This window comes from Amycolatopsis decaplanina DSM 44594, assembly GCF_000342005.1.
Taxonomy (GTDB): Bacteria; Actinomycetota; Actinomycetes; order Mycobacteriales; family Pseudonocardiaceae; genus Amycolatopsis; species Amycolatopsis decaplanina.
In genome coordinates, this window is sequence record NZ_AOHO01000043.1 from 97,470 (window position 1) to 124,439 (window position 26,970).

The window sequence follows — 26,970 nt, forward strand, 5'->3', positions numbered from 1 at the left end:
CCATGCTGACACCGGCCGGCGAGCGCGTCCTGAGCGCCGCGAGCGAGCTCTTCTACCGGGAGGGCCTGAACGCCGTGGGCGTCGCGGCCATCGCCGAGGCCGCGGGCGTCACGAAGAAGACGCTGTACGCGTGCTTCGGGTCGAAGACGGAGCTCACGGTCGCGTACCTGCGAAGCCGTCACGACGTCTGGTGGGCGTACCTCGAAGAGCGACTGGCGGAAGCCGAAGCGCCCCGGGCGCTGATGGTCTTCGACGCCTACGTCGATCACCCCAAGCTTGGGAGCGACCGGGGTTGCGCGTTTCTCAACGCGGCGGCAGAACTGCCCGCCGGGCATCCCGGGCTCGACGTGATCCGGCGGCACAAGGCGGCCGTGCGGGCGAAGTTCGCCGAACTCATCCGTGAGGATGCCCCGGGCGCGGACGATCCGGAGAGGCTCGCGGAGCAGCTCTTCCTCCTCGTCGAGGGCGCTGTCGCGCATACCGGCATCGACGGGGACGCGCATCGGGTCACGCTCGCGAGGGAGATCGCCGGGATACTCATGAGGGATACGCGCGAAGCCGGCGCACGCTAGAAAGAGCGCATGCGACTTTTCGGCCCGCTCCTGGACCGGGCGACCTACCGCCGCTGGGTGTACTTCATCCTCGGCGGTGCCCTGAGCGTGCCGTACGTGCTCTTCGCCGCCATCGTGGTGCCGTCGTTGCTGCCCCTCGTCGTGACGATGGGACACGGCGTCGTCATCGGGATGATCACCGTCGTCCTGGTGCTGATCGCCTCGTCGTTCATCCCCGCCGTCCGGGTGCTGGAGGGCGCGGCCGTGCGGGAACTGCTGGACGATCCCGTGCCCGGGGTGACGTTCGGGCCCGCGGGGAGCTGGCCCGTCCGGCTGCGGTCGACCGCGATGTTCCTGTTGCACGTGAGCACCGGCTGTGTGGTCAGCCTGGCGAGCCTGTTCGTCCCGGTCGCGTTCGGCTTCACGATCGCGGCTCCGTTCACCGGCCGGATCGCACTGTCCATCGAGGACCCGATCGAGGTACCGAAGGGCTGGGCGAGCGCGTGGATCCCGGCGGCGTTCCTGCTCGGCGTCGTCGCGCTGGCCTACGTCGTGTGGGGAGCGGGCGCGGTGCTGACCCGCTGCGCCAAGAGCCTGCTGGGGATCTCGGCCGCGGAACGGATCGCCCAGCTGGAGAAGCGCACCGAACAACTCGCCGAACGCAACCGGCTCGCGCGGGAACTGCACGACTCGGTCGGGCACGCGCTGAGCGTCGTGACCATCCAGGCGGGGGCCGCGCGCCGGACACTGAGGTCCGATCCCGGCTTCACCGAGCAGGCACTCACCGCGATCGAGGATTCGGCCCGTGCCGCGTTGGACGATCTCGACCACGTACTCGGGCTGCTGCGGGACGAGGCGTCGTCGCGGGCGCCGCAATCGGGACTCGCGGAGCTGCCCGCGCTGGTCGAGGCGACGCGGTTGGCGGGCGCCGAGGTGACGGCGGAGGTACGGGGAGAACCGTCCGCGGTGCCGCCGGTCGTCTCCCGCGAGGCGTACCGGATCCTGCAGGAATGCTTGACGAACGCCTTGCGGCACGCCGGTAAGGTGCCGGTGACGGTCCTCGTCGACGCCGGAACGGAGCTGTTGCGGTTGCGGGTGTCCAACCCGCTCGGCACCGCGGCGCCGTCGCGGGACGGGGGCGGCCGGGGGCTGCGGGGAATGACGGAACGGGTGGAAGTGCTGGGAGGCACGATCACCGCTGGCCGCGCGGACGGATGCTGGAAGGTCGAGGTGGCGGTGCCATGGGGGAAACGGCGATGAGCATCGGAGTGCTGCTGGTCGACGACGAACAGCTCATCCGGGCCGGACTGCGGGCGATCGTCGCCTCCGAGCCGGACCTGGAGGTCGTGGGCGAAGCGGCAGACGGTGCGGAGGTACCGGGCCTGGTCTCGCGGTTCCGGCCCGACGTCGTGCTGATGGACGTCCGGATGCCCTCGGTCGACGGGATCCGCGCGACCACCCACCTGATGGCCACTCTTGCCGATCCGCCGAAGGTGATCGTGGTGACCACCTTCGAGAACGACGACTACGTCTACGATGCTCTGCTTGCCGGCGCCAGCGGCTTCCTGCTGAAGCGGGCCCGGCCCGAGGAGATCGTCGCGGCGATCCGGACGGTGGCGGCGGGGGAGTCGCTGCTGTTCCCGGCCGCGATTCGGCGGCTGGCCGCGCAGCAGGCGAACCGGGGCACGCAGGACGGGCTCGCCGGAGCCGGGCTCACCGAACGCGAACGCGAGGTGCTGCGGCTGATGGCGGGCGGACTGTCCAACGTGGAGATCGCGGGCGAGCTGTACCTCGGCGTGCAGACGGTCAAGACGCATGTCGGGAACGTGCTCGCGAAACTCGGCGCGAGGGACCGGACGCAAGCGGTGATCAAGGCCTACGACACCGGATTCGTCACACCGGCTGGCTGAACGCGGTAGGCGGCTGAAGGAGGCTTTCCCCGCATGTGATGCAGGGAAAGCGTCCTTCAGCTACTCCAGGGTGGCGAGGATCAGCGCGGCCATCGCGGCGGGATCCCCGTTTTCCGGGCGCAGCACCAGATCCGGGTTCTCCGGCTGCTCGTAAGGCGCGTCCACCCCGGTGAACCCGCTGATCTCGCCCGCCCTCGCCTTCGCGTACATCCCCTTGGGGTCGCGGTCTTCGCAGACCTCGAGCGGGGTGTCGACGAAGATCTCGAGGAACGGCAGCCCGGCCGCCTCGTGCGCGGCGCGGGCGAGTTCGCGGTCGGTCCGATACGGACTGATCAAGGAGACCACCGACACCAGACCGGCGTCGGCGAACAGCTTCGCGACCTCGGCGACGCGACGGACGTTCTCGGCGCGATCGTCGGGGCTGAAGCCGAGGTTCCCGTTCAGCCCGTGCCGGAGATTGTCGCCGTCCAGCAGGTACGCGGGCCGGCCGGACGCCACCAGCCGCCGCTCCAGCTCCACCGCCACACTCGACTTCCCGGACGCGGAAAGCCCGGTCAGCCAGACGGTGAGCCCGCGCGTCGCGCGTTCCGCCCTCGTGACCGCGGCGGTGTGCCAGACGACGTTCGACGCGGTCACGCTCGGTCCGGTGATCATGCCCGCCGCGACCGTCGCCCCGGAATGCTCGTCGACGAGGAGGAAACCGCCGGTGGAGCGATTGCGGCGGTAGGAATCGAACAGCAGCGGCTGCCGGGCGCGCAGCCGGATCCGGCCGATTTCGTTGAGCGACAACGACTTCGCCGTCTCGTCGCGGTGCAGGGTGGTGACGTCGAGCCGGTAGTCCAGGTCGCGGATCTCGGCTTTGGTCTCTCTGGTGGTGTGCCGCACGATGTAGGTCGAGCCGGGCGTCAGGGTGCCTTGTTCGGAGAACCAGCACACCATCGCGTCGACGTCCCGGCCGGTGTGCGGACGGTTGCCGGGACGGCAGATCAGATCGCCGCGGCCGAGATCGAGGTCGTCGGCGAGTTCGATCGTGACGGCCCGCGAGGCGAAGGCCTCGGTGACAGTGGTGCCGCCCGGCCCCCAGATCGCGCGCACCGTCGTGGTGAAGCCGGACGGCAGCACGGCGACCTCGTCACCGGGTTTGAACACTCCGCCCGCGACGGTGCCCGCGTAGCCGCGGAAGTCGCGGCTGTGCTCGCGGATCACGTACTGCACGGGGAATCGCGCGTCGATGAGATTGCGATCCGAGGCGACATGCACCTGTTCGAGGTGATGCAGCAGGGAAGTTCCTTCGTACCAAGGCATACTGGTGCCCCGGTGTACGACGTTGTCGCCGTGCAGCGCCGACATCGGCACGAAGGTGAGGTCGTGCACCTGGAGTTTCATGGCGAAGCGGCGGAAGTCTTCGCGGATCTCCTCGAAACGGTCCTGCGACCAGCCGGCCAGGTCCATCTTGTTGACACACAGCACGAGATGCGGGATTCCCAGCAGGCTTGCCAAGAACGCGTGCCGGCGTGACTGTTCGAGCACGCCTTTGCGGGCGTCGATCAGGATCAGCGCGAGGTCCGCCGTGGACGCGCCGGTGACCATGTTCCGGGTGTACTGCACGTGCCCCGGCGTGTCGGCGATGATGAACTTCCGCCGGGGCGTGGCGAAATACCGATGGGCGACGTCGATAGTGATGCCTTGTTCGCGTTCGGCGCGCAGACCGTCGGTCAGCAGCGCGAGATTCGGATACGCCTCGCCTCGGTCGCGGCTGGTGCGTTCGATGGCTTCGAGCTGGTCGGTGAACACCGTCTTCGAATCGAACAGCAGACGGCCGATCAGGGTCGACTTCCCGTCGTCGACGCTGCCCGCGGTCGCGAGGCGGACCAATGAAGCGCCCATCAGAAGTAGCCTTCCTTCTTCCGGTCTTCCATGCCCGCCTCGGAGATCCGGTCGTCGGCGCGGGTGGCGCCGCGTTCGGTGAGCCGGCTGACCGCGACTTCGGCGACCACTTCACCCGGTGACGTCGCCGTCGACTCGACGCAGCCGGTGCAGGTCGCGTCGCCGACGGTACGGAAGCGAACCGTCGCCTCGTAAGGAGTTTCGCCTTCGTTCAAGGTGAGGAACCGTGTGTGCGCGAGCAGCATCCCGTCCCGCTGGACGACCGGACGCCGGTGCGAGTAGTAGATCGACGGCAGGTCGACGTTCTCGGCCTCGATGTATTGCCAGATGTCGAGTTCGGTCCAGTTCGACAGCGGGAAGACGCGGATGTGCTCGCCCTTGCGGTGCCTGCCGTTGTAGAGATCCCAGAGTTCCGGGCGCTGATCGCGCGGATCCCACTGGCCGAACTCGTCGCGGAAGCTGAACACCCGCTCCTTCGCGCGGGCTTTCTCCTCGTCACGCCGGGCGCCGCCGAAGACCGCGTCGAAGGAATGCTCGCGGATTCCCCGGAGCAGGGCGGCGGTCTGGAGACGGTTGCGGCCCGCCTTCGGGTCTTCGACGACCCGGCCGGCGTCGATGTCGTCCTGGACGTTGGTGACGACGAGCCGGAGCCCGTACGTGTCGACCGTACGGTCCCGGAACTCGATGACCTCGTCGAAGTTGTGCCCGGTGTCGACGTGCATCACCGGGAACGGCGGTGGTGACGGCCAGAACGCCTTGGCCGCCACGTGGAGCATCACCATCGAGTCCTTGCCGCCGGAGAACAGCAGCACGGGTCGTTCGAAGGTCGCCGCGACCTCGCGGAAGATGTGCACGGCTTCGGCTTCGAGTGCTTCGAGATGGGTGAGCTCGTATGCCGGGGACGCCATCGTGACCTCCGTGGTTCGAGATCAGGAAAGTAGAACAAGTTCTTGTGCTTGGTCAAGGGGAGGAGGACGCTGTCGGCATGGACCTGGTCGCGCTCGAAGAGATCCGACGCCTCAAAGCCCGCTACCTCCGCTGTCTCGACCTCAAGTTGTGGGACGAGATGGCCGGGACCCTGACCGTCGACGCGCACGCGCGGTACGGCACGCCGTCCTACGGCGAACCCCTGAACTTCGAAGGACGTGACGCGATCGTCGGGTTCTTCCGGAACGCGGTCGGGCCCGGCGTCACCACGGTGCACTTCGCCGGGCAGCCGGAGATCGACGTCGACGGCGACACCGCGACGGGCACGTGGCTAATGCGGGACAAGGTGATCGTGCCCGAGCACCGGGTCGTGATCGAGGGCGCGGCGTACTACGAGGACACCTATCGGCGGGTGGACGGCGTGTGGCTGACCGCCTCGACCCAGTACGACCGGCTGTACGAGACGATGATGTCGATGGACGACGTGCCGAGCCTGAAGCTCACCGCGAACCGGTGGTCCTCCTGACTGCAACGACCGTATCCAGGTGACTAATTGCGCGGGTGGCGGCCGCCGGACTCGGCGGTGACGGCGTCGGCGGTGGCGACCAGTGCCGCGCCCCGCCGCGCGATCTCGGCACCGGTGATCGGCGCGCCGACCGACAGCGTGAGCACCAGCTCCTGTCGCCCCGAAGCGTCGAACGTCGGCGCGGCGAGCAGGCTCACCGCGTGCTTGCGGCGCGGCTCCAGATCGGCGCCGAGGTAGACCCGCTCGCCGAGGCTCGAGACGAGTTCCCCCACCAGGCCTCGCACTTCCGGCGGCAGGTCCTCCACGCCGACGCCCGCCATCAGCGCGTAGAGCCGTCTCCCCGCGGAAGTCAGGCTCTCCACCAGGTAACCGTGCTCCCGGCATTCGGCGACGACGCGCCGCAGGTGCGCCTCGTCCAGCCGCACCGGTACCGCCGGGGGTTTGGCGAGCCACGCGTCGAACGCCGCGTCGGAATCCCAAAGCACGTACATCAGGCCGACCGGCGGCGCGAACGGGTAGGTCTCGCCGAGTTTGACCCGGCCGGGCCCGGCGCTCTGCAGCATCAGGATCCGGTCGCCGACCACGGCCGACGCCGTGCACGTGGCGCCATATCGCCCGCTGAGGTCCTCCAGATGCCGTCGTGCGACCTCGCTCGCGCCGAATCCCTCGCTCGCGACGCGGCCGGCGGCGACCATCGCCGGCCCCAGCCGATAGGTGACCGGTCGAGGGTCTCGGACCAGGTAGCCGCCTGCCGCCAGTTCGGTGACGATGCCGAGACACGTCGGTTTCGCCAGGTCCAATTCACGGGCGAGTTCCGAAAGGCCGAAGCGACGGCCTGGGTGCGCGGCGAAGAAGTCGAGCAGCCGCACGACTCGCTCGGTGGGCGGGGAGCGTCGGGCCATTGACCCATCCTTAGAACACGTTCTAGTCTGATGTCGCGAAGAACGTACCAGGTCGGTACGTATTTGTACCAGTATGAGGAGTCGCCGGTGCTCACTCAACCGTTCGCGGACGCGATCGTCGAAGCCGAGAAGGTCATCGCGGAGGCGCCGCACATCCGGACCGAACAGGATCTGGTCGAGGGGTACGACTACCTCGCCGGAAGCATCCGCGCGTCCCTGCAGATGGCGTGGGCCTACGAACGGGACCATCCGTTCTTCACCCAGTCCACCGGGCCGTACACGAAGATGGGCCTGGACAACCCGGACACGCTGTACTTCAACGCGAACATCCGCGAGGACCGCGAGTACGTCGTCACCGGGACGCGGGGGAGCACGGCCGACGTCAGTTTCCAGGTCCTCAACGGCGACTACTCGCCCGTCGAGGTGCCGGACAGCCTCGCCGCGTTCGACGACCGCGAGATCGAGATCGCCGAGGACGGCTCGTTCGAACTCCGCTTCGGACCGGCGAGGCCAGACCCGGGCCCCGACAGCGCCGATGAGTTCTCGGCGGGAAAACGTGCCTCGAACTACTTCGTCCTCGGCCCGGGCTCGTCGATGCTCGTGGTGCGCGAGGTCTACAGCGACTGGGCCACCGAACGCCGCGGCACGATCCAGATCCAGTGCGCCGACACCGCCGGCGGCGCACCCGCGCCGCTCACCCGCGACGGGCTGGCCAAACGCTACGGCGTCACCGGCAAGATCCTGCTGAGCAGGCTGCGTACCTTCCTCGCCTTCCCGAAGTGGTTCTACCTGAACCTGCCGGTGAACACGATGACCGAACCGCGCCCGACGCCAGGCGGCCTGACCACGCAGTACTCCTCGGCCGGGCACTACGAACTCGGCGACGAAGAGGTCATGATCGTGACGGTGCCCCGGTCCGACGCGCCTTATCAGGGCATCCAGCTCGGCAGCGTCTGGTACCTCTCGCTGGACTACATCAACCACCAGACGAGCCTCACCGCCGACCAGGCGCGAGTCGACCCGGACGGCAAGATCCGCTTCGTGATCAGCGAACGCGACCCGGGCCTGGCCAACTGGCTCGAACGCACGGGGCACGACCGCGGGTACGTCCAGATCCGCTGGCAGCGGCTCTCCCGCGCGCTGGACGCCGCCGACGGTCCCGAGGTCGAGGTGGTGAAGTTCGGCGAACTCGCCGACCGGTTGCCGTTCCACGACGAGGCACGGGTGACGCCGCAGGAGTGGGCGGAGCGGATCTCGGCCCGCCAGACCGCTGTCGCGGCGAGGATGCTGGGATGACGGATCTCCTGCGGGACAAAGTGGTCGTGGTCTCCGGTGTCGGACCGGGACTCGGCCGGTCCATCGCCACGCGTTGTGCCGCGGCGGGCGCCGACGTGGTCCTCGCCGCCCGCACCGAATCCCGGCTAGCCGAGGTCGCCGAGGAGGTCGACGCGCTCGGCCGCCGCGCGGTCACCGTGCTCACCGACATCACCGACGACGCTTCGGCCGTGAATCTCACCGAGGCTGCCTTGACGGCGTTCGGCCGGGTGGACGCCCTGGTGAACAACGCCTTCGCCATCCCGCCGATCATGGACCTCGCCGACGTCGACCTGGCCGACGTGCGGGCGGGCTTCGAGACCAACGTGCTCGCCGCGCTCCGGCTCACGCGACTGTTCGCGCCTTCCCTCGCGGAGAGCGGCGGCGCGGTGTTGATGATCAACTCGGCCGTGCTGCGGCATTCCCGGCGGACGTTCGGCGCGTACAAGATGGCGAAGGCGAGCCTGCTCGCACTCGCGCAGAGCCTGGCCTCGGAACTCGGGCCGCGCGGGATCCGGGTCAATTCCGTCGCGCCCGGCTACATCTGGGCGGACTCGCTGAAGTGGTATTTCGCTCATCTGGCCAAGGAACGCGGAGTTCCGCCGGAGCAGGTGTACGCCGAGACGGCGGAGACGATCGACCTGCGCCGCCTGCCGGAACCGGACGAGATCGCCGACACCGTCGTGTTCCTGACCTCGTCGCTCGCCCGGTGCGTCACCGGTCAGTGTCTCGACGTCAACGCCGGCGAATACCACCACTGAAGGGGAGAACATGCTTCCAGGGCGGGAAAACGTCGGCACCGTGGAGGATCTGCACGCGTCGGCGGCGAAGCTCACCGGGTTGGACGACTTCGGCGGCGAGGACCATCTCGAAGGTCTCCGCGTGCTGTTGGATTCGTATGCCGGCGAGGCGGGTTTGACCCCGTACGGCAACAAGATCCATCGCGCGTTCCTACGCGGCGCCCTGGTGGCGAGGTCGTTGAGCGAGGCCTCGTGGAAACAGAATCCGGAGTACGCCGAGGTTCCCGTCGAGCGGCCCATCTTCGTCACCGGCCTGCCGCGCACCGGGACCACGGCACTGCACCGGCTGCTCACCGAGGATCCGGCACACCAGGGGCTGGAAGTCTGGCTGACCGAGGTGCCGCAACCGCGGCCGCCGCGCGAGACCTGGGCGGAGAACCCGGTCTTCCAGGGGATCCAGGCGGGCTACGAGAAGCACCACGTCGAACACCCCGAGTTCATGGGGCTGCACCACATGTCCGCCGACCAGGTCGAGGAATGCTGGCAGCTCCTGCGGCAGTCCCTGAAATCGGTGTCCTACGAATGCCTCGCGCACGTGCCGTCGTACTCGCGCTGGCTGGACGGGCAGAGCTGGACCGACGCCTATCGCAGGCACCGGCGCAACCTGCAGCTCATCGGGCTGCCCGACGCGGGACGTCGCTGGGTGCTCAAGAACCCGAGCCATATCTTCGCGCTCGACGCGCTGCTGGAGGTGTACCCGGACGCGCTGATCGTCCAGACCCATCGCGCGCCGAGCACGATCGTCGCGTCGGTGTGCAGCCTGAACGAACAGGCTTCGGCGGGCTGGTCCGACGTCTTCCGCGGCGACGTGATCGGCCGCGGCCAGCTGGACCTTTGGGCGCGGGGTGCGGAAAGGTCGCTGGAGGCGAGGAAGCGGCATGATCCGGCGCGGTTCTGCGATGTCCGGTACGAGGATTTCGTCGCCGACCCGATCGGCACGGTCGAGGGCGTCTACCGGCGTTTCGGGCTCCCGCTGAGTGACGCCGCGCGGGACGCGATGACCGTGGTGCACGCCGAAAGTCGTTCCGGGGAAAGGAAACCCGTGCACCGATACGACCTCGCGGACTTCGGGCTCACCGTCGGCGAGGTCGACGAACGTTTCTCGGCCTATCGCGCCGCCCACGACCTCTGAAAACCCCCGCAATTAGTCACCTACTTGCGCCGGATCGAGGTCCGGCGCCGGAAAGCACCCTGGCAAGTAGGTGACGAATTGCGGTGGATCAGAAGCCGGCGGCGCGTTGGGAGGGCAGGTTGCGGGTGGTGATCCCGCGCAGCACCTCGACGCGCTCCGAACCCGGCCGCCCGAGCACCCAGCTCGACCCCGGGACCTCCTTGGCCCGCTTCTTCAGCGGTGCCAAGAGCCGGGAAGCGTCCTTGTAGGACCGGATCGCGCCGTGCCCGCACACCAGCGTCGCCAGGGAAACCGTCACCGGGAGCCCGTCGGCCGACCACGGCGTGTCCAGCAGCGCGGCGGCGACCGTGCCGATCTCGTCGACGTCGCAGGCGATCAGGAAGTCGTCCCCACCGACATGGCTGACGCGCATCCGGCGCAGCCTGGCCTCCAGATCGGTGAGCGTCCGGCCGAGCGCGCGGATCAGATCGTCGCCCGCGGCGAACCCGGCGGTGTCGTTGACCGTCTTGAACGAGTCGACGTCCAGCCACGCCGCGACGAACGGCTCCCGCGCGTTGATCCGGCGGTCGACGTCCCTGGCGACGGCGTCGCTGCCGGGCAGGCGGGTCAGCGGGCTCAGCGAGACCGCCTCCTCGACCTTCGCCTCCGCGACCCCGCGGACGACCTCGTTCACCAGCACCACGCCGACACACCGGCCGCGGTCGTCGACCACCACGACGTCGTCGCCGGTCCGGCCCCAATCCGCGTCGGTGACCAGTTCGAGGAACTCGAGCGCGCTCGCGTCGGCGTGGATCGTGTGCGGCCGGTCGGCGAGCCGCGACGCCGGTCGTTTGGCGTGCAGGGCGTGGCCGTACAACCCGGTGACCGCGACCAGGAACCGCGTCCGGTCGATCGACCACTGTGGACGGTGCCGGTCGTCGATGCCGACGATGCCGCTCGGCCCGTCGGCGGCGGCCAGCACCTCGCGCACGTCGTCACAGGTCGCCGCCTCCGGCAGCGTGGTCGCGGGCCGGAGGAAGTCGCCGACGCGGCGGGCGCGGGCGGTGCCGGGGATGAACGGCCCGGGAGCGTCCGGAGCGGGCAGCGGCGCGTGGTCGCCGTCCGGCGGGGCGAGCAGGTTGCCCTGCGCGATCCGCACGCCGAGCCGTCGCGCGGACTCCAGCTGCTCGGTGGTCTCGAGTCCGGTCGCGACCAGGCGGTTGTCGGTGCGCGCCGCGAAGTGCAGCACCGCCTCGACCACGGCGACGGCGGCCGGGTCGTGCGGCAGGCCGCGCAGCACGCTGCGGTCCAGTTTCACCAGGTCGACAGGCGCCGAAGCGAGCAGCGTGAGCGGGAGGTCGCCGCGTCCGAGGCCGTCGAGCGCGAGCCGGAACCCGAGTTCGGTGAGCCGTCGCATACCGGTGAGCAGCAGGTCGGCGGGGATCTGCGTGAACGGCGGCCCGATCTCCAGCACGACGTCCCTGGTCCGGCGGCCCGCCAGGCTGAGCGCCTCGGTCAGCGGGTCGAACCGCGACGGCGGCGCCGCCACCGTCCGCGCGGACAGGTTCAGGTGCAGGGGGAGGGCGGCCTGCGGTTCGCGCAGCTGCCGGACGGCCTCGGCGGCCAGGCCGACGTCGACCTCGGCCAGCCTGCCGTTGCGCCGGGCGTCGGCGAGCAGTTCGTGGGCGGTGCCGCGGCCCGGCCGTGCCAGTGCTTCGAACGCGACGACGCCACCGGTGTGCAGGCTGTACAACGGCTGGTAAGCGAAGCGGACAGCGATCTGCAACGTCACAAACGCATATTCGCCGGTGGCGGCACGAAACAAAACACGTGTCAACTGATGTTCATCGTGAAGGCACCTGGGTTACCTAGAACGGCGTAACGCACGCCACCCGATCAGGTGTTTTCTTACTTGCCGTGGCGACATTCGGAAAAGCGCCGACATTGCTTCAGCGGTCTCCGGAACATCTTCGCGACCGCTGGTGAAAGCGCGCTGGAGCCGGGTGGGCAAGGTGAAGAACAGATCGAAGAACACCGGGACCAGTTCGGGCGGCATTCCGCACAGCGCCCGCAGCCCGTGCCGCCGCAACGCGTGCACTGTGCGCGCCGAGGACGGCCACAGCGCCCCCTGAGCGGCTGACGAGGCGGCGGCGGGACCTCGATCCCAAGCCTGGGCGACCGCGTCGGCGACCGGTTCCGCGAGCCGCACCGACGTCGCGACGCTGTACCCGGTCGCCGGATGCACCAGAGCGGCGGCGGCCCCGAACGGCACCGTCCGGCCGCGCCGGGGCACCGGCAGGTCGAGCACGATCCGCACGCGCTCCTCGGGCCCGTGTGACGTCAGCCCGGCGGCCCGCAGCCGAGCGCGCAGCCGTGCCGCCAGGACGTCCAGCGGCAGGCCGGGTTTGCGGGCCAGCGAGGTCTCCTCGACCAGGACGGTGCCGTCGCCGAGCGGCAGTACATACAGGAATCCGGACTCGGTCTTCCGCCAGTCCATGAACACGGCGGTGTCCGGACTGTCGACCAGGCGCAGCGCGTCCTCGGCGGGAAGGACGACGCCGAACGCCGTCTGTTCGTACCGGTCGCCACGCGGCCGGGCGCCGGTGGCGTCGACGTACAGACCTGTCGCGAGGACCCGTCCGTCTTCGAGACGCACCGACGAGCCCCGCCGGCCGTGGTCCACGCCGGACACCGTCCCGGCGACGACGTCGTAGCCGCCGTCGAGCCACTCGCGCAGGCCGGCGTTGTCCATCACCAGGTACTGCCGATCGAGGACGTGCGGCCCGGTCCCGAAGGCGAGCGTGGTCGAAGGCGCGCACGCGACGGCGCTTTCGGGCAGCGCGGGCAGTTCGTCGGCCCACAGTCCGTAGGTCGCCCGCCAGCGTCTGCCCGGCGCCGGGTCGATCAGGACCGTCGCCAGGCCGCGCCGGGCGCAGGCACGCGCCAGCGCCCGTCCGGCCGGGCCTCCGCCCGCGATCACCACGTCCGCCACCTGGGCAGTGTCTCAAAGCGCGCCGGCCAACCGACCTCGGCTTGAGACACACCCTGGACAACTCATCGTGCCGCCGCGACGGATACGGTGTGACGCATGGAACAGAGGGACCCGAGGACGTGGCGGCGAGATCCGGAGAGCGAGAGCGCCGGGTTCACCGACCTCGCCACGAGCCCGTTCCGGATCGACCGGGACCGGATCGCCGCGTCGCCGTTCTTCGCCAGGCTCGGTGGCGTGACGCAGGTGGTCAGCGCCGGCGGTTCCGGGCTGCTGCACAACCGGCTCACGCACAGCCTCAAGGTCGCGCAGGTCGCGCGCGCCATCGCCGAGCGGATCAACGCGACCAGCGATTCCGCCGAACTCGCCGCGAAACTGGGCGGCTGCGACCCGGACGTCGCCGAAGCCGCTTCGCTCGCGCACGATCTGGGGCATCCGCCGTTCGGGCATCTGGGGGAGCAGACCCTGGACCGGATCGCCCGGCACCGGTTCGGCCTCGCCGACGGCTTCGAGGGCAACGCGCAGTCGTTCCGGATCATCACCACCACCGACGTGCGCGGCCCGTCCGCGTCCGGGCTCGACCTCACCACGGCGGTGCGCGCCGCGGTGCTGAAGTACCCGTGGGCGCGGTTGCACGTGCCCGATCCGCATCCGACGTCGATGGACGTCCAGCCGCGCGGCGCGGCCGAACCCGCCGACGCCCCTGGAACCGGCGCGAGCAAGTTCTCCGCCTACAGCACCGAACTCGACGACTTCACCCAGGCGCGGGCCCCGTTCGCAGGCCGGATCGAACCCTGGCAGCAGACCGTCGAAGCGTCCGTGATGGACACCGCCGACGACATCGCCTACGCCATCCACGATCTCCAGGACTTCCACCGGATCGGCGTCCTGCAGCACGCGCCGGTCGCCGCCGAGTTCACCGGCTGGGTCGACCACGCGGTGGAACTGGCCGGGCTGGACGACGCGACCTTGACCGCCGAACGGCGGCTGCCCGGCCGTTCACTGGAACGGCTGCGCCGCCGGATGCACGCCAAGGATGGCTGGATCGTCGACGACGACGCTTTCACCAGCGCCGTCGCCCGTGTGCGCGCCGAACTCGTCGACGGCCTGCTCGCCACCGGTTTCGACGGTTCCATCGAGGCCGAACAGGCCACCGCGGCCTTTTCCGCGAAGTGGACCGCGCGGCTCGTCGACGGCGTCCAGGTGGTGGCTTCGCCCTCGACCCGGACAGGGCATCTCACGCTGCGGCCCGCGCAGTGGCACGAGGTGCAGGTGCTGAAATTCGTGCACCGGCGGTTCGTACTGCTCCGCCCGGAACTCGCGCTGCACCAACGCGGGCAGGCGAGCCTGGTGACCACGCTGGTCGACGCGCTCGACGCGTGGCTGCTCGACCGCGACGAGTTCTACCGGCTCCCGCGGCGGCTGCACGATCTGGTCGAGCTGGCGCGGGCGGAGTTCAGCGAACTCGCGCGGACTTCGCCGGAACTGCTCATCGGAGCGACCGGGGAACCGGTGACCGGTGCCGACGCCGTGCGCGGTCTGGCGCGAGGGCGGGCGGTCGTCGACTTCGTGGCGTCGCTGACGGACAAGCAGGCGGTCACCCTTTTGGACGGCTTGTCCGGTCGTGCTTCGCAACCTTGGTCGGACTCGTTCGTCCTGTAGGCCTCGTGAGTGGCCGCGCGATTACCCTGAACGGCCCACGACCTGCCGCCGAATTCGGAAAATCCCATTCCGACGTCACTCGAACGGCGCCTGCCGCCGGTGCGCGCCCGGTACTTAGCTGGATTCAACCGGTGATTGCCGGCGTCGATCGGCGTGAGTCGGGGCACGCGCCTAGGAATCGGAGGCGCACGTGCGTCCAACCCGTTCGGGTAGGGGAAAAAGGACGATACTGACCGCAGGCATGGCGGCACTCGTCACCGCGCTCGGCCTGGTCACTCCGTCCCTCGCGGCGGCGGAAACCGACCAGTCGCCGGACGTGTTCTCCGAGAACACCATCCGGCAGATCGAGGCCCTGCAGGACATCAAGAAGGGCCTGAGCGCCGACGAGTCCAAAGTGGACAGCCGGCTGCTCGTCGAACAGAAACTGCGCGCACAGCGCATGCCGGCCTCGGCGGTCCCCGCACTGGCCTCCGGCGCGAACGTCTCCGCGGCCGGTACCGTGCTCGTGGACATCCGGGGCCAGGTCTCGGACGAACTCCTGAAGACCCTGCGTGAATCCGGTGCGGGGATTCGCGCGGTCTCGGCCCGCTACGGCAGCGTCCGCGCCGAGGTCCCGCTGAACGCGGTCCCGGCGATCGCCGGGCGCGAGGATGTCAAGAGGGTCGAAACCGCCAACGAGGCGTTCACCGCCCGCCAGTTGGCCGAACCCGCCACCGCGGGCAAGCGGGAAAGCAAGGAAGAGAAAGCCGCGCGGATCGAGGACGAGCTGAAGAAGGCCGTCGAGGCGAAGGGACATACGGGCATCGCCGCCGGGCCGATCACCAGCGAAGGCGACCGCGTGCACAACGCCGACATCGCGCGCCGGCAGTTCGGCGTCACCGGCGTCGGCACCAAGATCTGCGCGCTGTCCGACGGCGTCGACTCGCTCGCGGCCTCGCAGGCACGCGGCGAACTCCCGACGGGCGTCGACGTCATCCCCGGTCAGGAGGGTAGCGGGGACGAGGGCACCGCGATGCTCGAGATCATCCACGATCTCGCGCCGAACGCCTCGCTCGGATTCGCCAGCGCGTTCAACTCCGATGCCGGCTTCGCCGACAACATCCGCAAACTGCGGTTCGACGCACACTGCGACGTCATTGTCGACGACGTCCTGTACTTCAAGGAATCACCGTTCCAGGACTGGATCATCGCCCAGGCCGTGAACGACGTGACCGCCAATGGCGCGCTGTACTTCTCCTCGGCGGGCAACGAGGGCAACGTCGCCAACGGTACTTCAGGCCACTGGGAAGGCGACTTCGTCGACTCCGGCAAGAGCGTCGGCAAGTACGCCGGTACCGCGCACAACTTCGCCGGTGCCGCGGGCAACCAGATCTTCGAACCGATCTCGAACGCGTCCTCGGCGGGTGTACCGGTCACGCTGTTCTGGTCGGATCCCCTGGGCGCCTCGAACAACGACTACGACCTGTACCTGCTTGACGTGGCGGGCAACATCGTGGCCGTCAGCCAGGACAACCAGACCGGCACCCAGGACCCCTACGAGCGGGTGAACACGCCCGCGTTCGGCGGCACCGGACTCCGGCTGGCGATCGTCAAGTTCTCCGGCGAGGGCCGCTACCTGTCGCTGTCCGCGCTGCGCGGCCGTTTCTCCGACTCGGCCGACGGCCTCAAGGCCTACACCACCCCAGGCGTGACCGTCGGCCACTCGGCCGCGCGGGACGCGTTCAGCGTCGCGGCGGCTCCGGCGGCCAAGGCGTTCCCCAGGGACCTCGAACCGGGTGACCCGGCCAACCCGGCGGGCCCGTTCCCGGGCGAATTCGGTGCGGCCACCAAGGTCGAACGGTTCACTTCGGACGGTCCGCGGCGAGTGTTCTACCAGGCCGACGGCACGCCGATCACCCCTGGCAACGTGTCCGGGACCGGAGGTGAGGTCCGCGCCAAACCGGACATCACCGCGGCCGACGGCGTCTCCACCAGCGTCACCGGCTTCACCACGTTCTACGGCACGTCGGCCGCCGCGCCGCACGCCGCCGCGATCGCGGGTCTGGTGCTCTCGGGCAATCCGGGGCTGCCCCCGGACGAGGTGCGCCAGGCGCTGATCAACACCGCCGTCGACATCCTGACCCCTGGCCGCGACAACACCAGCGGCGCCGGCGTCATCCTCGCCGACAAGGTGCTCGCCCACACCGGTGCCAGTCCCCAGCCGCTGGCGATAGCGGGCCAGCCGACGGTCACCCCGGCCGACGGCGGTTCCGTGCTCGACCCGGGTGACACCGCCAAGGTGACGCTGCCGGTGACCAACCGGGGCGACGGCACGGCGACGTCGACCAGCGTCGTGCTCACCAGCCCGACCCCCGGTGTCACGGTGGCGCCGCGGTCGAAGTCGTACGGCGCGATCAGCCCCGGGCAGACCGGCGTGAACGACTTCACCATCACCGTCCCCGCCACGCAGGAACTCGGTGTTCCGGTGGTGCTGAACGCCCGCGTGACCTTCGCGGGTTCGTACTCGCCGACCACGGCCACGTTCTCGCTGCCGGTCGGCACCCCGTCGCCGGTGACGCGGAACTTCGCCTACACCGGTGACGCCGTGGCGATCCCGGACAGCAACCCGATCGGCGCGACCGTGCCGATCACGGTGAGCGGGGTCGGGCGCGCGTCGAAGCTGACGTTCTCGGTGGACGGGGCGACCTGCAACACCGACGAGACCTCGACGACCGTCGGCATCAACCACTCGTACGTAGGTGACCTGGTCGGCACGCTGACGTCGCCCTCGGGCGCGAAGGCGACCATGTTCCAGCGCAGCGGCGGCTCGGGCAACAACCTGTGCCAGGTCGTTTTCACCGACGACGCGGCGACCGCGTTCAGATCGGTGACCTCGGCGAACGCCCCGTTCACCGGCACCTACAAGCCGGCGCAGCCGCTCGGAGGCCTGACCACCGGCACGATGGCCGACGGCACCTGGAAGTTCACCGTGGTCGACGTCGCCGGTGGCGACACCGGGTCGATCCGCTCGGTCTCCTTGCACATCAACGGTTACGTTCAGCCCGGGATGGCTGAGCGGCCGGCGGGTGTCGGGAAGTCGGTCGGTCGGGGGCCGGTGAAGCCGGTCTAGTCCTCTAGCTGTTTGAAGGCGGAACTCGCGTGCTTGGAGGCCGCACTCGTGAGTTCCGCCTTCAAACACGCGAGTTCCGGGCCTGAGCACGCGAGTGCGGGGTTGCTGATCCGGCCGAGCCCCGTACTTTGGACCCATGGCGAGGGAGCGGCAGGTGGCGGGCGGAGGACGGGCGGTCGAAATCGCCCCGGACCGCCTCGAAGGCTGGTACGCCCGTTTCGCCGTCCGAAACGAGGGCGTCCGCTCGACAGAACTCACGGCGGAGACCGTGACGGTCATCGCGGACAACGGCGTCGTCGCCGTCGCGACCGTACCTTTCGGACCGCTGAAGGCAGAAGGGACAACGGCGGGCCTGGCCGTCGCCCCGCTCATCGAACACGCGCTGATCTCGCGGAGGATCGCGCTCCTGCTGGTGCGCCGCGGCGGGCACAGCGTCGGGATCGCGCGCGGGGGAGTGATCGTCCAGTCCAGAACGGACCGCCATCTCGTCCAAGGCCGGTCCGCGGCGGGTGGCTGGTCACAGCAGCGGTTCGCGCGGCGCAGGGAAGGACAGGCGCGCGTCGCGCTTCGTTCCGCCGCGGAAGACGCCTTCGAGGTGCTCGTCCCACAACTGTCCGAAGTGGACGCTGTGGTACTCGGCGGCGATCGCCGGGCGTTGGAATCACTGCGCGAGGACAGGCGGCTGGCGCCGTTGTTCCAGCGTGCCGAACCGCGTGTCCTCGACATCGCCGAACCACGCCGGACGGTGCTCGAAGACGCGGCGGAACGGGCGGTCGCGGTCGCAATCACCCTGTCCGGGCCGTGACGTCGGGCACGGTCGGATAAAACCGCTCGACACCGGCCCGTACACTGACTTTCGTGGACATCCTCTTGGAGTAGCTCCTCGCCGGCCCGTCGGCCGGCGAGTCGAAGCTGTCCACTCATCCACCCCTTGTACCGGGAGTTCCCGTGATCACGGCCTCTGGCCTGCAGCTGCGCGCCGGCTCGCGCATTCTGCTCGACGACACCAACGTCCGCATCCAGCAGGGCGACCGCATCGGCCTGGTCGGCCGCAACGGCGCCGGCAAGACCACCTCGCTCAAGGTGCTGGCGGGGGAGGGCGAGCCGTACGCCGGTGAGGTCCGCCGCAGCGGCGAGCTCGGCTACCTCCCGCAGGACCCGCGCGAGGGTGACCTGTCCGTCACCGCGAAGGACCGCGTGCTCTCCGCGCGTGGCCTCGACTCGTTGCTGCGCAACATGGAAAAAGCGCAGAACGCGATGTCGGAGCTGGTGGACGACAAGGAACGCGACAAGGCGGTCAATCGCTACAGTCGCCTCGAGGAGCGCTTCGCCTCCCTCGGTGGTTACGCCGCCGAGAGCGAGGCCGCGCGGATCTGTTCCAACCTCGGCCTCGCCGACAGGGTGCTCGCGCAGACGCTGCAGACGCTCTCGGGTGGTCAGCGCCGCCGCGTGGAGCTCGCCCGGATCCTGTTCGCCGCGGCCGAAGCCGGTGCGGGCGGTAAATCCGAGACGATCCTGCTGCTCGACGAGCCCACCAACCACCTCGACGCGGACTCCATCAACTGGCTTCGCGGCTTCCTGAAGCAGCACGACGGCGGTCTCGTGGTCATCAGCCACGACGTCGAACTGCTCGCGGACGTGGTCAACAAGGTGTGGTTCCTCGACGCGACCCGCGGCGAGTTCGACCTCTACAACATGGGCTGGCAGCGCTACCTCGACGCGCGCGCCACCGACGAGAAGCGCCGCCGCCGCGAGCGTGCGAACGCCGAGAAGAAGGCGTCCGCGCTGCAGCAGCAGGCCGCCAAACTGGGGGCCAAGGCTACGAAGGCCGTGGCCGCCAAGAACATGGCCCGCCGTGCCGAGCAGATGCTCTCCGCGCTCGACGAGACCCGTCAGGCCGACAAGGTCGCCCGGATCAAGTTCCCCGAGCCCGCCCCGTGCGGCCGGACCCCGCTCACCGCGGAGGGGCTCTCGAAGTCCTACGGTTCGCTCGAGATCTTCACCGGAGTCGACCTCGCCATCGACCGTGGTTCGAAGGTCGTCGTGCTCGGATTGAACGGTGCCGGAAAGACGACTTTGCTCCGGCTGCTCGGCGGAATGGAAACTCCGGATACCGGTGAGACCATTCCAGGTCACGGATTGCGTTTGGGCTATTACGCACAGGAACACGAAACGCTCGACCACGATGCGTCCGTGTGGGAAAATATCCGTCACCTCGCGCCGGACACCGGAGCGCAAGAGCTGCGGAACCTTCTCGGGTCCTTCCTGTTCACCGGAGAGCAGCTCGATCAGCCCGCCGGCACGCTCTCCGGCGGTGAGAAGACGCGGCTCGCGCTCGCCGGTCTGGTGTCCAGCGCTGCCAACGTTTTGCTGCTCGACGAGCCGACAAACAACCTGGACCCGGCCAGCCGTGCCCAGGTCCTGGACGCCTTGCGCAGCTTCGCCGGAGCCGTCGTCCTGGTGACGCACGACCCGGGCGCGGTCGAGGCTCTGGAGCCGGAACGCGTGATCCTGCTGCCGGACGGAACCGAGGACCATTGGTCGGCGGATTATCTGGAACTTGTCCAGCTTGCGTGAGAACTGCGTCCGTTCGGGTGCTTGATCGATGCCATCCGGCCACTGAAATGGCCCAATGTGATCGCGGTTTCAGCAGTTTTGCGCTCGTCGTCTGGCATTCCGGCGCTCAGTGTTCGATCATTGCGGCGACAGGGGCCGTTATGTGGCCCAGAACACTCTCGGCGGGAAGGCGATCGACGTGGCTGATCTCAAGAAAGGCGCGCGGATCACCGGCAACACGCGTGACAAGCTGGCCGCTGACCTGAAGAAGAAATACGAGAAGGGCTCGAGCATCCGCGCCCTCGCGGAGTCCACGGGTCGCTCGTACGGGTTCGTGCACCGGGTCCTCTCGGAGTCCGGTGTCCAGTTGCGAGGCCGTGGCGGTGCCACCAGGGTCAAGAAGAAGTAGTCACGAGGAAGTAGCGGACTGCTGCGCGGGGGGCGCAGTTCCCTTTCGAGGGACCGCTGTTTCACGGGTCTCGGCGGCCTGGAAGGCCAGCCTGGCCCCCAGCAGAACCAGCGGATACACCAGGTACCCGTACCTCGTCGCCGGAGTGAGCAGGATCAACGCGCAGAGCCCGACAGCCATGCGCATGAGCGCGTCCGAACCGGTCTCGGGAGGTCGGCGCACCAGCCAGATCAGGATCGCGACGGCAGCGATCCCGAGCAGGGCGAAGGAAATCGCCGTGCCGACTGGGCCGAGCGAGGCGATGAGGTGGCCGGGCAACGGGCTCGCCGCCGGTGACTTGATCACGCCCATTCCCAGGGGGAACCGGAAGACGTGCTCGACGAACGCCTTGGGGTCCACCAGGTAGACGGGGATGTGCAGGACGAGGGTCGTCACCACGAGCGCCGCGGCGAATCCGCTCAGGGCGCGAGGACCACGCCGCGTGATCAACAGGACACCCAGCACCACCACCGCGGGCGCGACGATGAGTTTCGCGCTGACCACCAGCGCCAGCACCAGACCCGACAGGACCGCGCGGCCGGTCGTGGCCAGCGCGAAGGACAGCACCAGCAGACCGGCGATGGCCAGATCCGGGCCGGCGACCGCCCAGGTCAGCGCGGTCAGCGGGCAGGCCACGGCGAGTTGTGCCGCGCTGACCGGGATTTTCGGCCACTTCAGCAACCGCAGCGTGAGCAGTACGCACGCGACGGCCGCCAGCGCGAACATCCAGCGCGCGTCGGTGAGGGCGTGGGCGATCGGCCCGCCGCCGGGCTGCGCCGATGTGGCCCCGGCGGGGAAAAGTGTGTCGGCCAGAGCGCGCGGCAGGCCGAAGACCGTCATCACCGGGCCGTATGGCGTGTAATCGTTTACTTCCGCCGCGCGACCGAGCGCGGTGACGTCGACGTACGGCGTTCCGTTCTCCAGAAGGAGTTTCGCCGACCGTTCGATCACCCAGACCTCGGGCTGCGCGGCCCACGAGTTCGGCGTGACGAGCCAGTCCACTCCGGTCAGACGGCGAATGACGAGCATTCCCAACGGAAGGATCATCGCGAACAGGCCGATGGCGCCGATACCGATCCACCGCGAACCGAGCGCGCCGGGCAGGCGTTTGCCGCGCCGGGCGGCGACCGTCAGCCAGCCGGTGTGGACCACGGCGAGGCCGTAACCCGCTACGGCGAAGTTCGCCCACACGCGATAGCCGTAGAATTCCGCGATGGCGGTGTTCGCGATGGCGAAGATCAGGCAGCCCGTGTAGAAGACCAGGTCGATGGTCAGTCGCCGCCGGTCTGGGTCCTTGGTCACCGGTTCAGGCTACCGACGTGGCGACATCCGCCGGAAAGAGGACGCGGAAACCGGGAAGCATCCGGTGTGCTCCGGTGTTGGTCATGCTTATATCCGGGAAAACTCTCGACTAATATCGAGGTTTTGGGGGCGAAGAGAGGGTTCTCATGGACAACTCGTGGACGCTGATGAACTCGGCGATGAAGTCGGCCGACGTTCCGAAGGGGCTGCACAAGGGCACGCTCCGCCGCGTCGCACGGTTCGCCAGGCCGCACTGGCGAAGGTTGCTGATATTCCTGGTGCTCACCGTCGTCTCGGCGGTGCTGGCGGTGAGCACGCCGGTGCTGGCCGGGAAAGTGGTCGACGCGATCGTCGGCGGGCACGACGTCTCGCTGGTGGTGTGGCTCGCCGTGGTGATCGCGGCGCTGGCGTTGATCGACGCCGGACTCGGGCTGGCCGAACGGGCGCAGTCGTCGAGGATCGGTGAGGGGATCATCCTCGACCTGCGGCTCGCGGTGTACCGCCACGTGCAGCGGATGCCGGTCGCGTTCTTCACGCGCACCCGCACCGGCGCGCTGGTGAGCAGGCTCAACAACGACGTCATCGGCGCGCAGCGCACGTTCACCGCGACACTGTCCGGTCTGGTCACCAACGTGATCCAGCTCGTGCTGTCGCTGGTGGTGATGGTGACACTGTCCTGGCAGGTCACCCTGCTGGCGCTGGTCCTGCTGCCGGTGTTCGTCCTGCCGACGCGGCGGCTCGGACGGCGGATGGCCGGGTTGCAGCGGGAGGCGGGCCAGCTCAACGCGTCGATGACCACGCAGATGACCGAACGGTTCTCCGCGCCGGGCGCGACGCTGGTGAAGCTGTTCGGCGACCCGGAGCGCGAGGCGGGCGAGTTCGGCGCGCGGGCTGGGAGGGTGCGCGACATCGGGGTGCGGACGGCGATGCTGACGCGCTGGTTCCTCACCAGCCTGACCACCGTCTCCGCGCTCGCGCAGGCTCTGGTCTACGGGCTGGGCGGATACCTCGCGCTGACCGGGGCGCTCGCGCCGGGCACCGTCGTGGCGCTGGCGTTGCTGCTGACCAGGCTGTACTCGCCGCTGACCGCGCTGGCGAACGTCCGGGTGGACGTGATGACCGCGCTCGTGTCGTTCGAGCGGGTCTTCGAGGTGCTCGACCTCAAGCCGATGATCGAAGAGAAGCCGGACCCGCGCCGCGTACCCGAAGGCCCGGTTTCGGTGGAGTTCTCCGATGTCCGGTTCGGTTACCCCGCGGCGGAACGGTATTCGCTGGCGTCACTGGAGGATGTGTCCACTTTGGATCACCGGGGTGGTGAGGAGGTGTTGCACGGCATCAGCTTCCGCGCCGAACCCGGACAGATGGTGGCGCTGGTCGGATCGTCGGGCGCGGGCAAGTCGACGATCGCCTCACTGCTTCCGCGTCTCTACGACGTCGACGCCGGGTCGGTCCGGTTGTCCGATGTGGACGTTCGTGAGCTGGAATTCGCCTCGCTGCGGGAAACCGTCGGCGTGGTGACCCAGGACGGACACCTCTTCCACGACACGATCCGGGCGAACCTCGAGTACGCGCGGCCCGGGGTCACCGACGCCGAGATCTGGTCGGCGCTGGACCGCGCCCGGCTGGCCGAGCTGATCCGGGAGCTGCCGGACGGGCTGGAGACCGTGGTGGGGGAGCGGGGCTACCGGCTCTCCGGCGGGGAACGGCAGCGGCTGACCATCGCCCGGCTCCTGCTGGCGCAGCCGAGGGTCGTCGTCCTCGACGAGGCGACCGCGCATCTGGACTCGCAGTCCGAGGCGGCCGTGGGTGAGGCGCTGACCGACGCGCTGGACGGGCGTACCGCGCTGGTCATCGCGCACCGGTTGTCGACGGTCCGGGCGGCGGACCAGATCCTGGTGATCGAGCACGGGGAGATCGTCGAGCGAGGGACGCACGAGGAGCTCCTCGCGCGGGAAGGGCGCTACGCGGCGCTGTACCTGACGCAGTTCTCGGAGGAGCCCGCGGCCGCGTGACCTGCGGCCTCGTGAGCGGTAAGGACGGTTCTAACCGTCCTCACCACTCACGAGGCCAGGTGGCTAGCGGAGGGCGGGGACCCGTGCGCCGTACTTGGCCAGCAGCGCGGCGTTGGCCTCGTCGCCACCGTCCACGTTGGAACTGCGCCACAGCGGGATGTCGACGCCCTGTGCCGCGCCGAGGTCCAGTACCTCCGCGAGCACGAGGTTCCACAGGAACGCGTTGATCACTGTGGACAGTGGCGCGGTCCGCGGCGCGTCCGGCGGGTAGCTCGAGTCTCCGGGACGGACGTGGGAGTCGAGCACGATGCTCGCCTCGTCGATCAGCGTCGTCGCCGCGCGCTTGGGCGCGGCGGCCACGGAAGCGGCCGAACTCACCGCGATGACCGACGCCCCGCGCTTCCGCGCCCCGGCGGCCAGTTCGACCGGGTACGGGTTGACCCCCGAGGTCGAGAACACCACCAGCAGGTCGTCGGGCCCCGGCGCGCGCTCGGCCAGCACCTCTTCGGCCAGCCCGGAGCGGCGCTCGGTCTTGGTGCTGTGCTGCGCGCCGTGCAGCGGCAGCAGTTCGGGGTGGTAGACCGGGTACACGCAGGCGAGCCCGCCCGCGCGGTAGAAGGTCTCGGCGACCGCGGCCAGCGAATGACCGGCGCCGGCGGTGAACACCAGGGCGTCGGCCCGGATGACCTCCAGGATCAGCTCGGCCGACTTCCGGATCTGCTCCGCGTTACCCCGTTCGGCCTCCGCGAGCCGTTCGGCGACGTCTGCATAACGTTCGGTGGTGCTCACCACATCCGCCCTTCCGTCTGGGGATCAGCGACGAATGTATCGCGTGGACCAATGGCCGGAGTGGAATACATGGGGTCATGATCGAGGTTGACCCGATCGCTGCGGCCGGGGTTTCGGAGACTGGAGGGTCCAGGGTGAGCGAGGCTGATCCCGCGGTGCGGACTTGGCGAGTACGTGGCCAGGTGAAAGCCGTGGTGCTGGTACTGCACGGCGGAGCGGAGCACAGTCATGCCCGCGTGGCGCCGTGGCGGCTGGCGTACCAGCGGATGGTGCCGCTGGCGAAGGACGTCCACCGCGCGGGCCGGGAGCACGGGGCCGAGGTGCGGCTCCTGCGCAACCGGGTCTACGGCTGGAACGACCACGGCACCGACGCGCTCGCCGACGCGCGCTGGGCACTGGAACGCATCCGCGAAGACCATCCGGGAGCGCCGGTGGTACTCGTCGGCCATTCGATGGGAGGACGGGTCGCCCTGCGCGTCGCCGACGATCCGGCTGTCATCGGCGTCTGCGCGCTGGCACCGTGGACACCACCGGGTGAACCCATCGGCGCCGTCGGCGGTCGCGCCGTGCTCATCGCTCACGGGACCAAGGACCGGATGACCGATCCGGTGGCGTCACACGCTTTCGCCGAACGTGCCGAAAAGGTGACATCGCGGTCGGCGCGGTTTGAAATAGGCGGCGAAGGGCACGCGATGCTACGAAGGTCTCGCGTCTGGAACCGTCTCGTACGGGCTTTCACACTCGAGCTGATCGAAGCCGGGGGAACAGACGAAACGCTGAGCGGGGCCTGGGGCAGGCCGAGCTCTGAGCGGCTGCGGATCCCGGTCTGACCGGGCAGGAGGGAGTACTCATGTCCACATCGAGCGTCGACCGGGCGGCAGGTTCGTCCGGCCTGCCCAGCCCTGACGAAACCCTGTGGCCGGGGCTGGCCACCCCGCCGCATTCCCCGTTCCGGGCGCGGATCGCCGAGCAGTTGTTCCGGCAGGCGGTGCGCCCGCTGAACGTCCGCGTGCGCATGCCCGACGGCTCACACCTGGGCGCGGGCGGCCCGGACGCGCCCGAGATGCGGCTCAACCGCCCCGCCGCCTTCTTCCACCGCCTCGGCGTGGACGCGAAGATCGGCTTCGGCGAGGCCTACATGGTCGGCGACTGGACGAGCGACGCGCTCGCCGAAGTGCTGACCCCGTTCGCGGAGCGGATGGCGACGCTCATCCCGCCACTGCTGCAACGGTTCCGCCGCTTCGTCGACCGCGGCCACCCCGCGGACGAGGAGAACACCATCGAGGGTGCGCGGGCGAACATCCACCGCCATTACGACCTGTCCAACGATCTGTTCGGCGCGTTCCTGGACCCCTCGATGATGTACTCGTCGGCGTTGTTCGGCCCGGACGACGACCTCACCGCCGCCCAGCACCGCAAGATCGACAGCGTCCTCGACTACGCCGGAGTCCGCGAAGGCAGCACGGTGCTCGAGATCGGCACCGGCTGGGGTGAACTCTCCATCCGGGCGGCCGCGCGGGGTGCCGAGGTCACGTCGCTGACCATTTCCGAGGAGCAGGCGAAGCTGGCGACCGAGCGCATCGCGGCGGCGGGCTTCGCCGATCGCGTCGACGTCCGGCTGTGCGATTACCGCGACTCCACCGGCGAGTACGACGCCGTGGTCAGCGTCGAGATGATCGAGGCTGTCGGCGAGTCGTACTGGCCCACGTTCTTCGAGACCATCGGGAAGCGGCTGAAGCCGGGCGGACGGTTCGGGCTCCAGGCCATCACCATGGACCACGAACGGATGCTCGCCGCTGCCCGGTCGTACACCTGGGTGCACAAGTACATCTTCCCCGGTGGGCTCATCCCGTCCACGACGTCGGTCGAGCAGGGCATGCTGGCGCACACGAGGCTGAAACTGGAGGGGGTCCGCGAGTTCGGCCAGGACTACGCGCGCACGCTGCGGCTGTGGCGGGAGAGGTTCACCCAGCAGTGGGACGAAATCACCGAACTGGGCTTCGACGATGTCTTCAAACGGATGTGGGAGTTCTACCTGGCGTACTCGGAAGCGGGGTTCCGTTCGGGGTATCTCAAGGTCCACCAGTTCGGATTCGCCGAAAACGGACGGTAAGCACCACCCAACCGATGCGGGGTGCCGTACGTCCTTCACCTAGGGTCTGCGGTTGACTGGGC

Annotated in this window: 22 protein-coding genes; 15 read left to right on the top strand and 7 right to left on the bottom strand. The window is 69.2% G+C overall.

Annotation, left to right across the window (positions count from 1 at the left end):
• Window positions 1-2: 2 nt before the first annotated feature.
• The 3 genes from H074_RS08980 to H074_RS08990 are packed head-to-tail and all read left to right on the top strand — an operon-like array spanning window position 3 to window position 2,461.
• Window positions 3-572, top strand: a complete 570-nt coding sequence (locus tag H074_RS08980; protein WP_007029711.1) for a TetR/AcrR family transcriptional regulator — start codon at window positions 3-5, stop codon at window positions 570-572.
• A 9-nt stretch (window positions 573-581) separates the two neighbouring features.
• Complete coding sequence (locus H074_RS08985) at window positions 582-1,811, top strand: sensor histidine kinase (protein ID WP_007029712.1); 1,230 nt, start codon at window positions 582-584, stop codon at window positions 1,809-1,811.
• Window positions 1,808-2,461, top strand: coding sequence for a response regulator (locus H074_RS08990; protein WP_007029713.1), 654 nt, complete (start codon window positions 1,808-1,810; stop codon window positions 2,459-2,461). The genes H074_RS08985 and H074_RS08990 overlap by 4 nt, the downstream gene beginning before the upstream one ends.
• A 60-nt stretch (window positions 2,462-2,521) precedes the next feature.
• Here the strand turns inward: H074_RS08990 and cysC are convergent, their stop codons facing one another.
• Together cysC and cysD are read right to left on the bottom strand one after the other, a co-directional pair.
• On the bottom strand, window positions 2,522-4,348 hold the full coding sequence (gene cysC, locus H074_RS08995) for an adenylyl-sulfate kinase (RefSeq protein WP_007029714.1): 1,827 nt from the start codon (window positions 4,346-4,348) through the stop codon (window positions 2,522-2,524).
• Complete coding sequence (gene cysD, locus H074_RS09000; RefSeq protein WP_007029715.1) at window positions 4,348-5,256, bottom strand: sulfate adenylyltransferase subunit CysD; 909 nt, start codon at window positions 5,254-5,256, stop codon at window positions 4,348-4,350. The genes cysC and cysD overlap by 1 nt, the downstream gene beginning before the upstream one ends.
• Before the next feature lie 77 nt (window positions 5,257-5,333).
• Here cysD and H074_RS09005 point away from each other — a divergent pair, with 77 nt between their 5' ends.
• Entirely contained in the window at window positions 5,334-5,801 is a 468-nt protein-coding gene (locus H074_RS09005; RefSeq protein WP_007029716.1) for a nuclear transport factor 2 family protein, read from the top strand.
• Window positions 5,802-5,824: 23 nt separating this feature from the next.
• Here H074_RS09005 and H074_RS09010 read toward each other — a convergent pair whose 3' ends face one another.
• The gene (locus tag H074_RS09010; RefSeq protein ID WP_007029717.1) at window positions 5,825-6,703 is read right to left on the bottom strand and encodes an IclR family transcriptional regulator; all 879 of its coding nucleotides are present in this window, start codon (window positions 6,701-6,703) and stop codon (window positions 5,825-5,827) included.
• Between the two features lie 87 nt (window positions 6,704-6,790).
• Here H074_RS09010 and H074_RS09015 point away from each other — a divergent pair, with 87 nt between their 5' ends.
• From H074_RS09015 to H074_RS09025, 3 genes are read left to right on the top strand one after another with little or no spacing between them, the layout of a single operon-like run.
• Complete coding sequence (locus H074_RS09015) at window positions 6,791-7,999, top strand: hypothetical protein (RefSeq protein WP_007029718.1); 1,209 nt, start codon at window positions 6,791-6,793, stop codon at window positions 7,997-7,999.
• Window positions 7,996-8,778, top strand: coding sequence for an SDR family oxidoreductase (locus H074_RS09020; RefSeq protein WP_007029719.1), 783 nt, complete (start codon window positions 7,996-7,998; stop codon window positions 8,776-8,778). Before H074_RS09015 ends, H074_RS09020 begins: the two co-directional genes overlap by 4 nt.
• A gap of 10 nt (window positions 8,779-8,788) precedes the next feature.
• Window positions 8,789-9,949, top strand: coding sequence for a sulfotransferase family protein (locus H074_RS09025; protein WP_007029720.1), 1,161 nt, complete (start codon window positions 8,789-8,791; stop codon window positions 9,947-9,949).
• Window positions 9,950-10,037: 88 nt separating this feature from the next.
• Here H074_RS09025 and H074_RS09030 read toward each other — a convergent pair whose 3' ends face one another.
• Window positions 10,038-11,720 (bottom strand): GGDEF domain-containing protein, encoded by a 1,683-nt coding sequence (locus tag H074_RS09030; protein ID WP_007029721.1) that lies wholly within the window; start codon window positions 11,718-11,720, stop codon window positions 10,038-10,040.
• A 72-nt stretch (window positions 11,721-11,792) separates the two neighbouring features.
• Window positions 11,793-12,920: a lycopene cyclase family protein gene (locus H074_RS09035; RefSeq protein ID WP_007029722.1), complete on the bottom strand. Its 1,128-nt coding sequence runs from the start codon at window positions 12,918-12,920 to the stop codon at window positions 11,793-11,795.
• A gap of 96 nt (window positions 12,921-13,016) precedes the next feature.
• On the opposite strand from H074_RS09035, the gene H074_RS09040 reads away from it, so the two are divergent.
• The 5 genes from H074_RS09040 (at window position 13,017) to H074_RS09060 (ending at window position 20,653) form a co-directional block, all read left to right on the top strand.
• The gene (locus H074_RS09040; protein ID WP_007029723.1) at window positions 13,017-14,579 is read left to right on the top strand and encodes a deoxyguanosinetriphosphate triphosphohydrolase family protein; all 1,563 of its coding nucleotides are present in this window, start codon (window positions 13,017-13,019) and stop codon (window positions 14,577-14,579) included.
• Window positions 14,580-14,820: 241 nt separating this feature from the next.
• Window positions 14,821-17,688 carry a S8 family serine peptidase gene (locus H074_RS09045; RefSeq protein WP_007029724.1) on the top strand — a complete coding sequence of 956 codons (2,868 nt, stop codon included), beginning with the start codon at window positions 14,821-14,823 and terminating at the stop codon, window positions 17,686-17,688.
• Between the two features lie 136 nt (window positions 17,689-17,824).
• Window positions 17,825-18,493: an acVLRF1 family peptidyl-tRNA hydrolase gene (locus tag H074_RS09050; protein ID WP_039921918.1), complete on the top strand. Its 669-nt coding sequence runs from the start codon at window positions 17,825-17,827 to the stop codon at window positions 18,491-18,493.
• Between the two features lie 143 nt (window positions 18,494-18,636).
• On the top strand, window positions 18,637-20,265 hold the full coding sequence (locus H074_RS09055; protein WP_007029726.1) for an ABC-F family ATP-binding cassette domain-containing protein: 1,629 nt from the start codon (window positions 18,637-18,639) through the stop codon (window positions 20,263-20,265).
• 178 nt (window positions 20,266-20,443) lie between these two features.
• On the top strand, window positions 20,444-20,653 hold the full coding sequence (locus H074_RS09060; RefSeq protein WP_003071237.1) for a helix-turn-helix domain-containing protein: 210 nt from the start codon (window positions 20,444-20,446) through the stop codon (window positions 20,651-20,653).
• Here the strand turns inward: H074_RS09060 and H074_RS09065 are convergent, their stop codons facing one another.
• Entirely contained in the window at window positions 20,654-21,994 is a 1,341-nt protein-coding gene (locus H074_RS09065; protein ID WP_007029727.1) for a glycosyltransferase 87 family protein, read from the bottom strand. It abuts the gene before it with no gap.
• A gap of 146 nt (window positions 21,995-22,140) precedes the next feature.
• On the opposite strand from H074_RS09065, the gene H074_RS09070 reads away from it, so the two are divergent.
• Window positions 22,141-24,006 carry an ABC transporter ATP-binding protein gene (locus H074_RS09070; RefSeq protein ID WP_007029728.1) on the top strand — a complete coding sequence of 622 codons (1,866 nt, stop codon included), beginning with the start codon at window positions 22,141-22,143 and terminating at the stop codon, window positions 24,004-24,006.
• A 63-nt stretch (window positions 24,007-24,069) separates the two neighbouring features.
• Here the strand turns inward: H074_RS09070 and H074_RS09075 are convergent, their stop codons facing one another.
• Window positions 24,070-24,798, bottom strand: coding sequence for an SIS domain-containing protein (locus tag H074_RS09075; RefSeq protein ID WP_007029729.1), 729 nt, complete (start codon window positions 24,796-24,798; stop codon window positions 24,070-24,072).
• A gap of 131 nt (window positions 24,799-24,929) precedes the next feature.
• On the opposite strand from H074_RS09075, the gene H074_RS09080 reads away from it, so the two are divergent.
• Together H074_RS09080 and H074_RS09085 are read left to right on the top strand one after the other, a co-directional pair.
• Window positions 24,930-25,625, top strand: a complete 696-nt coding sequence (locus H074_RS09080; RefSeq protein WP_039921922.1) for an alpha/beta hydrolase — start codon at window positions 24,930-24,932, stop codon at window positions 25,623-25,625.
• 20 nt (window positions 25,626-25,645) lie between these two features.
• Window positions 25,646-26,908, top strand: coding sequence for an SAM-dependent methyltransferase (locus H074_RS09085; RefSeq protein WP_007029731.1), 1,263 nt, complete (start codon window positions 25,646-25,648; stop codon window positions 26,906-26,908).
• The last annotated feature ends 62 nt before the right edge of the window (window positions 26,909-26,970 follow it).

Coding starts and splice junctions, on each gene's coding strand:
- H074_RS09045 (WP_007029724.1), top strand. CDS start 14,821: ATGGCGGCACTCGTCACCGCGCTCGGCCTGGTCACTCCGTCCCTCGCG.
- H074_RS09040 (WP_007029723.1), top strand. CDS start 13,017: ATGGAACAGAGGGACCCGAGGACGTGGCGGCGAGATCCGGAGAGCGAG.
- H074_RS08990 (WP_007029713.1), top strand. CDS start 1,808: ATGAGCATCGGAGTGCTGCTGGTCGACGACGAACAGCTCATCCGGGCC.
- H074_RS09085 (WP_007029731.1), top strand. CDS start 25,646: ATGTCCACATCGAGCGTCGACCGGGCGGCAGGTTCGTCCGGCCTGCCC.
- H074_RS08980 (WP_007029711.1), top strand. CDS start 3: ATGCTGACACCGGCCGGCGAGCGCGTCCTGAGCGCCGCGAGCGAGCTC.
- H074_RS09005 (WP_007029716.1), top strand. CDS start 5,334: ATGGACCTGGTCGCGCTCGAAGAGATCCGACGCCTCAAAGCCCGCTAC.
- H074_RS09050 (WP_039921918.1), top strand. CDS start 17,825: ATGGCGAGGGAGCGGCAGGTGGCGGGCGGAGGACGGGCGGTCGAAATC.
- cysC (WP_007029714.1), bottom strand. CDS start 4,348: ATGGGCGCTTCATTGGTCCGCCTCGCGACCGCGGGCAGCGTCGACGAC.
- cysD (WP_007029715.1), bottom strand. CDS start 5,256: ATGGCGTCCCCGGCATACGAGCTCACCCATCTCGAAGCACTCGAAGCC.
- H074_RS09010 (WP_007029717.1), bottom strand. CDS start 6,703: ATGGCCCGACGCTCCCCGCCCACCGAGCGAGTCGTGCGGCTGCTCGAC.
- H074_RS09025 (WP_007029720.1), top strand. CDS start 8,789: ATGCTTCCAGGGCGGGAAAACGTCGGCACCGTGGAGGATCTGCACGCG.
- H074_RS09070 (WP_007029728.1), top strand. CDS start 22,141: ATGGACAACTCGTGGACGCTGATGAACTCGGCGATGAAGTCGGCCGAC.
- H074_RS08985 (WP_007029712.1), top strand. CDS start 582: ATGCGACTTTTCGGCCCGCTCCTGGACCGGGCGACCTACCGCCGCTGG.
- H074_RS09020 (WP_007029719.1), top strand. CDS start 7,996: ATGACGGATCTCCTGCGGGACAAAGTGGTCGTGGTCTCCGGTGTCGGA.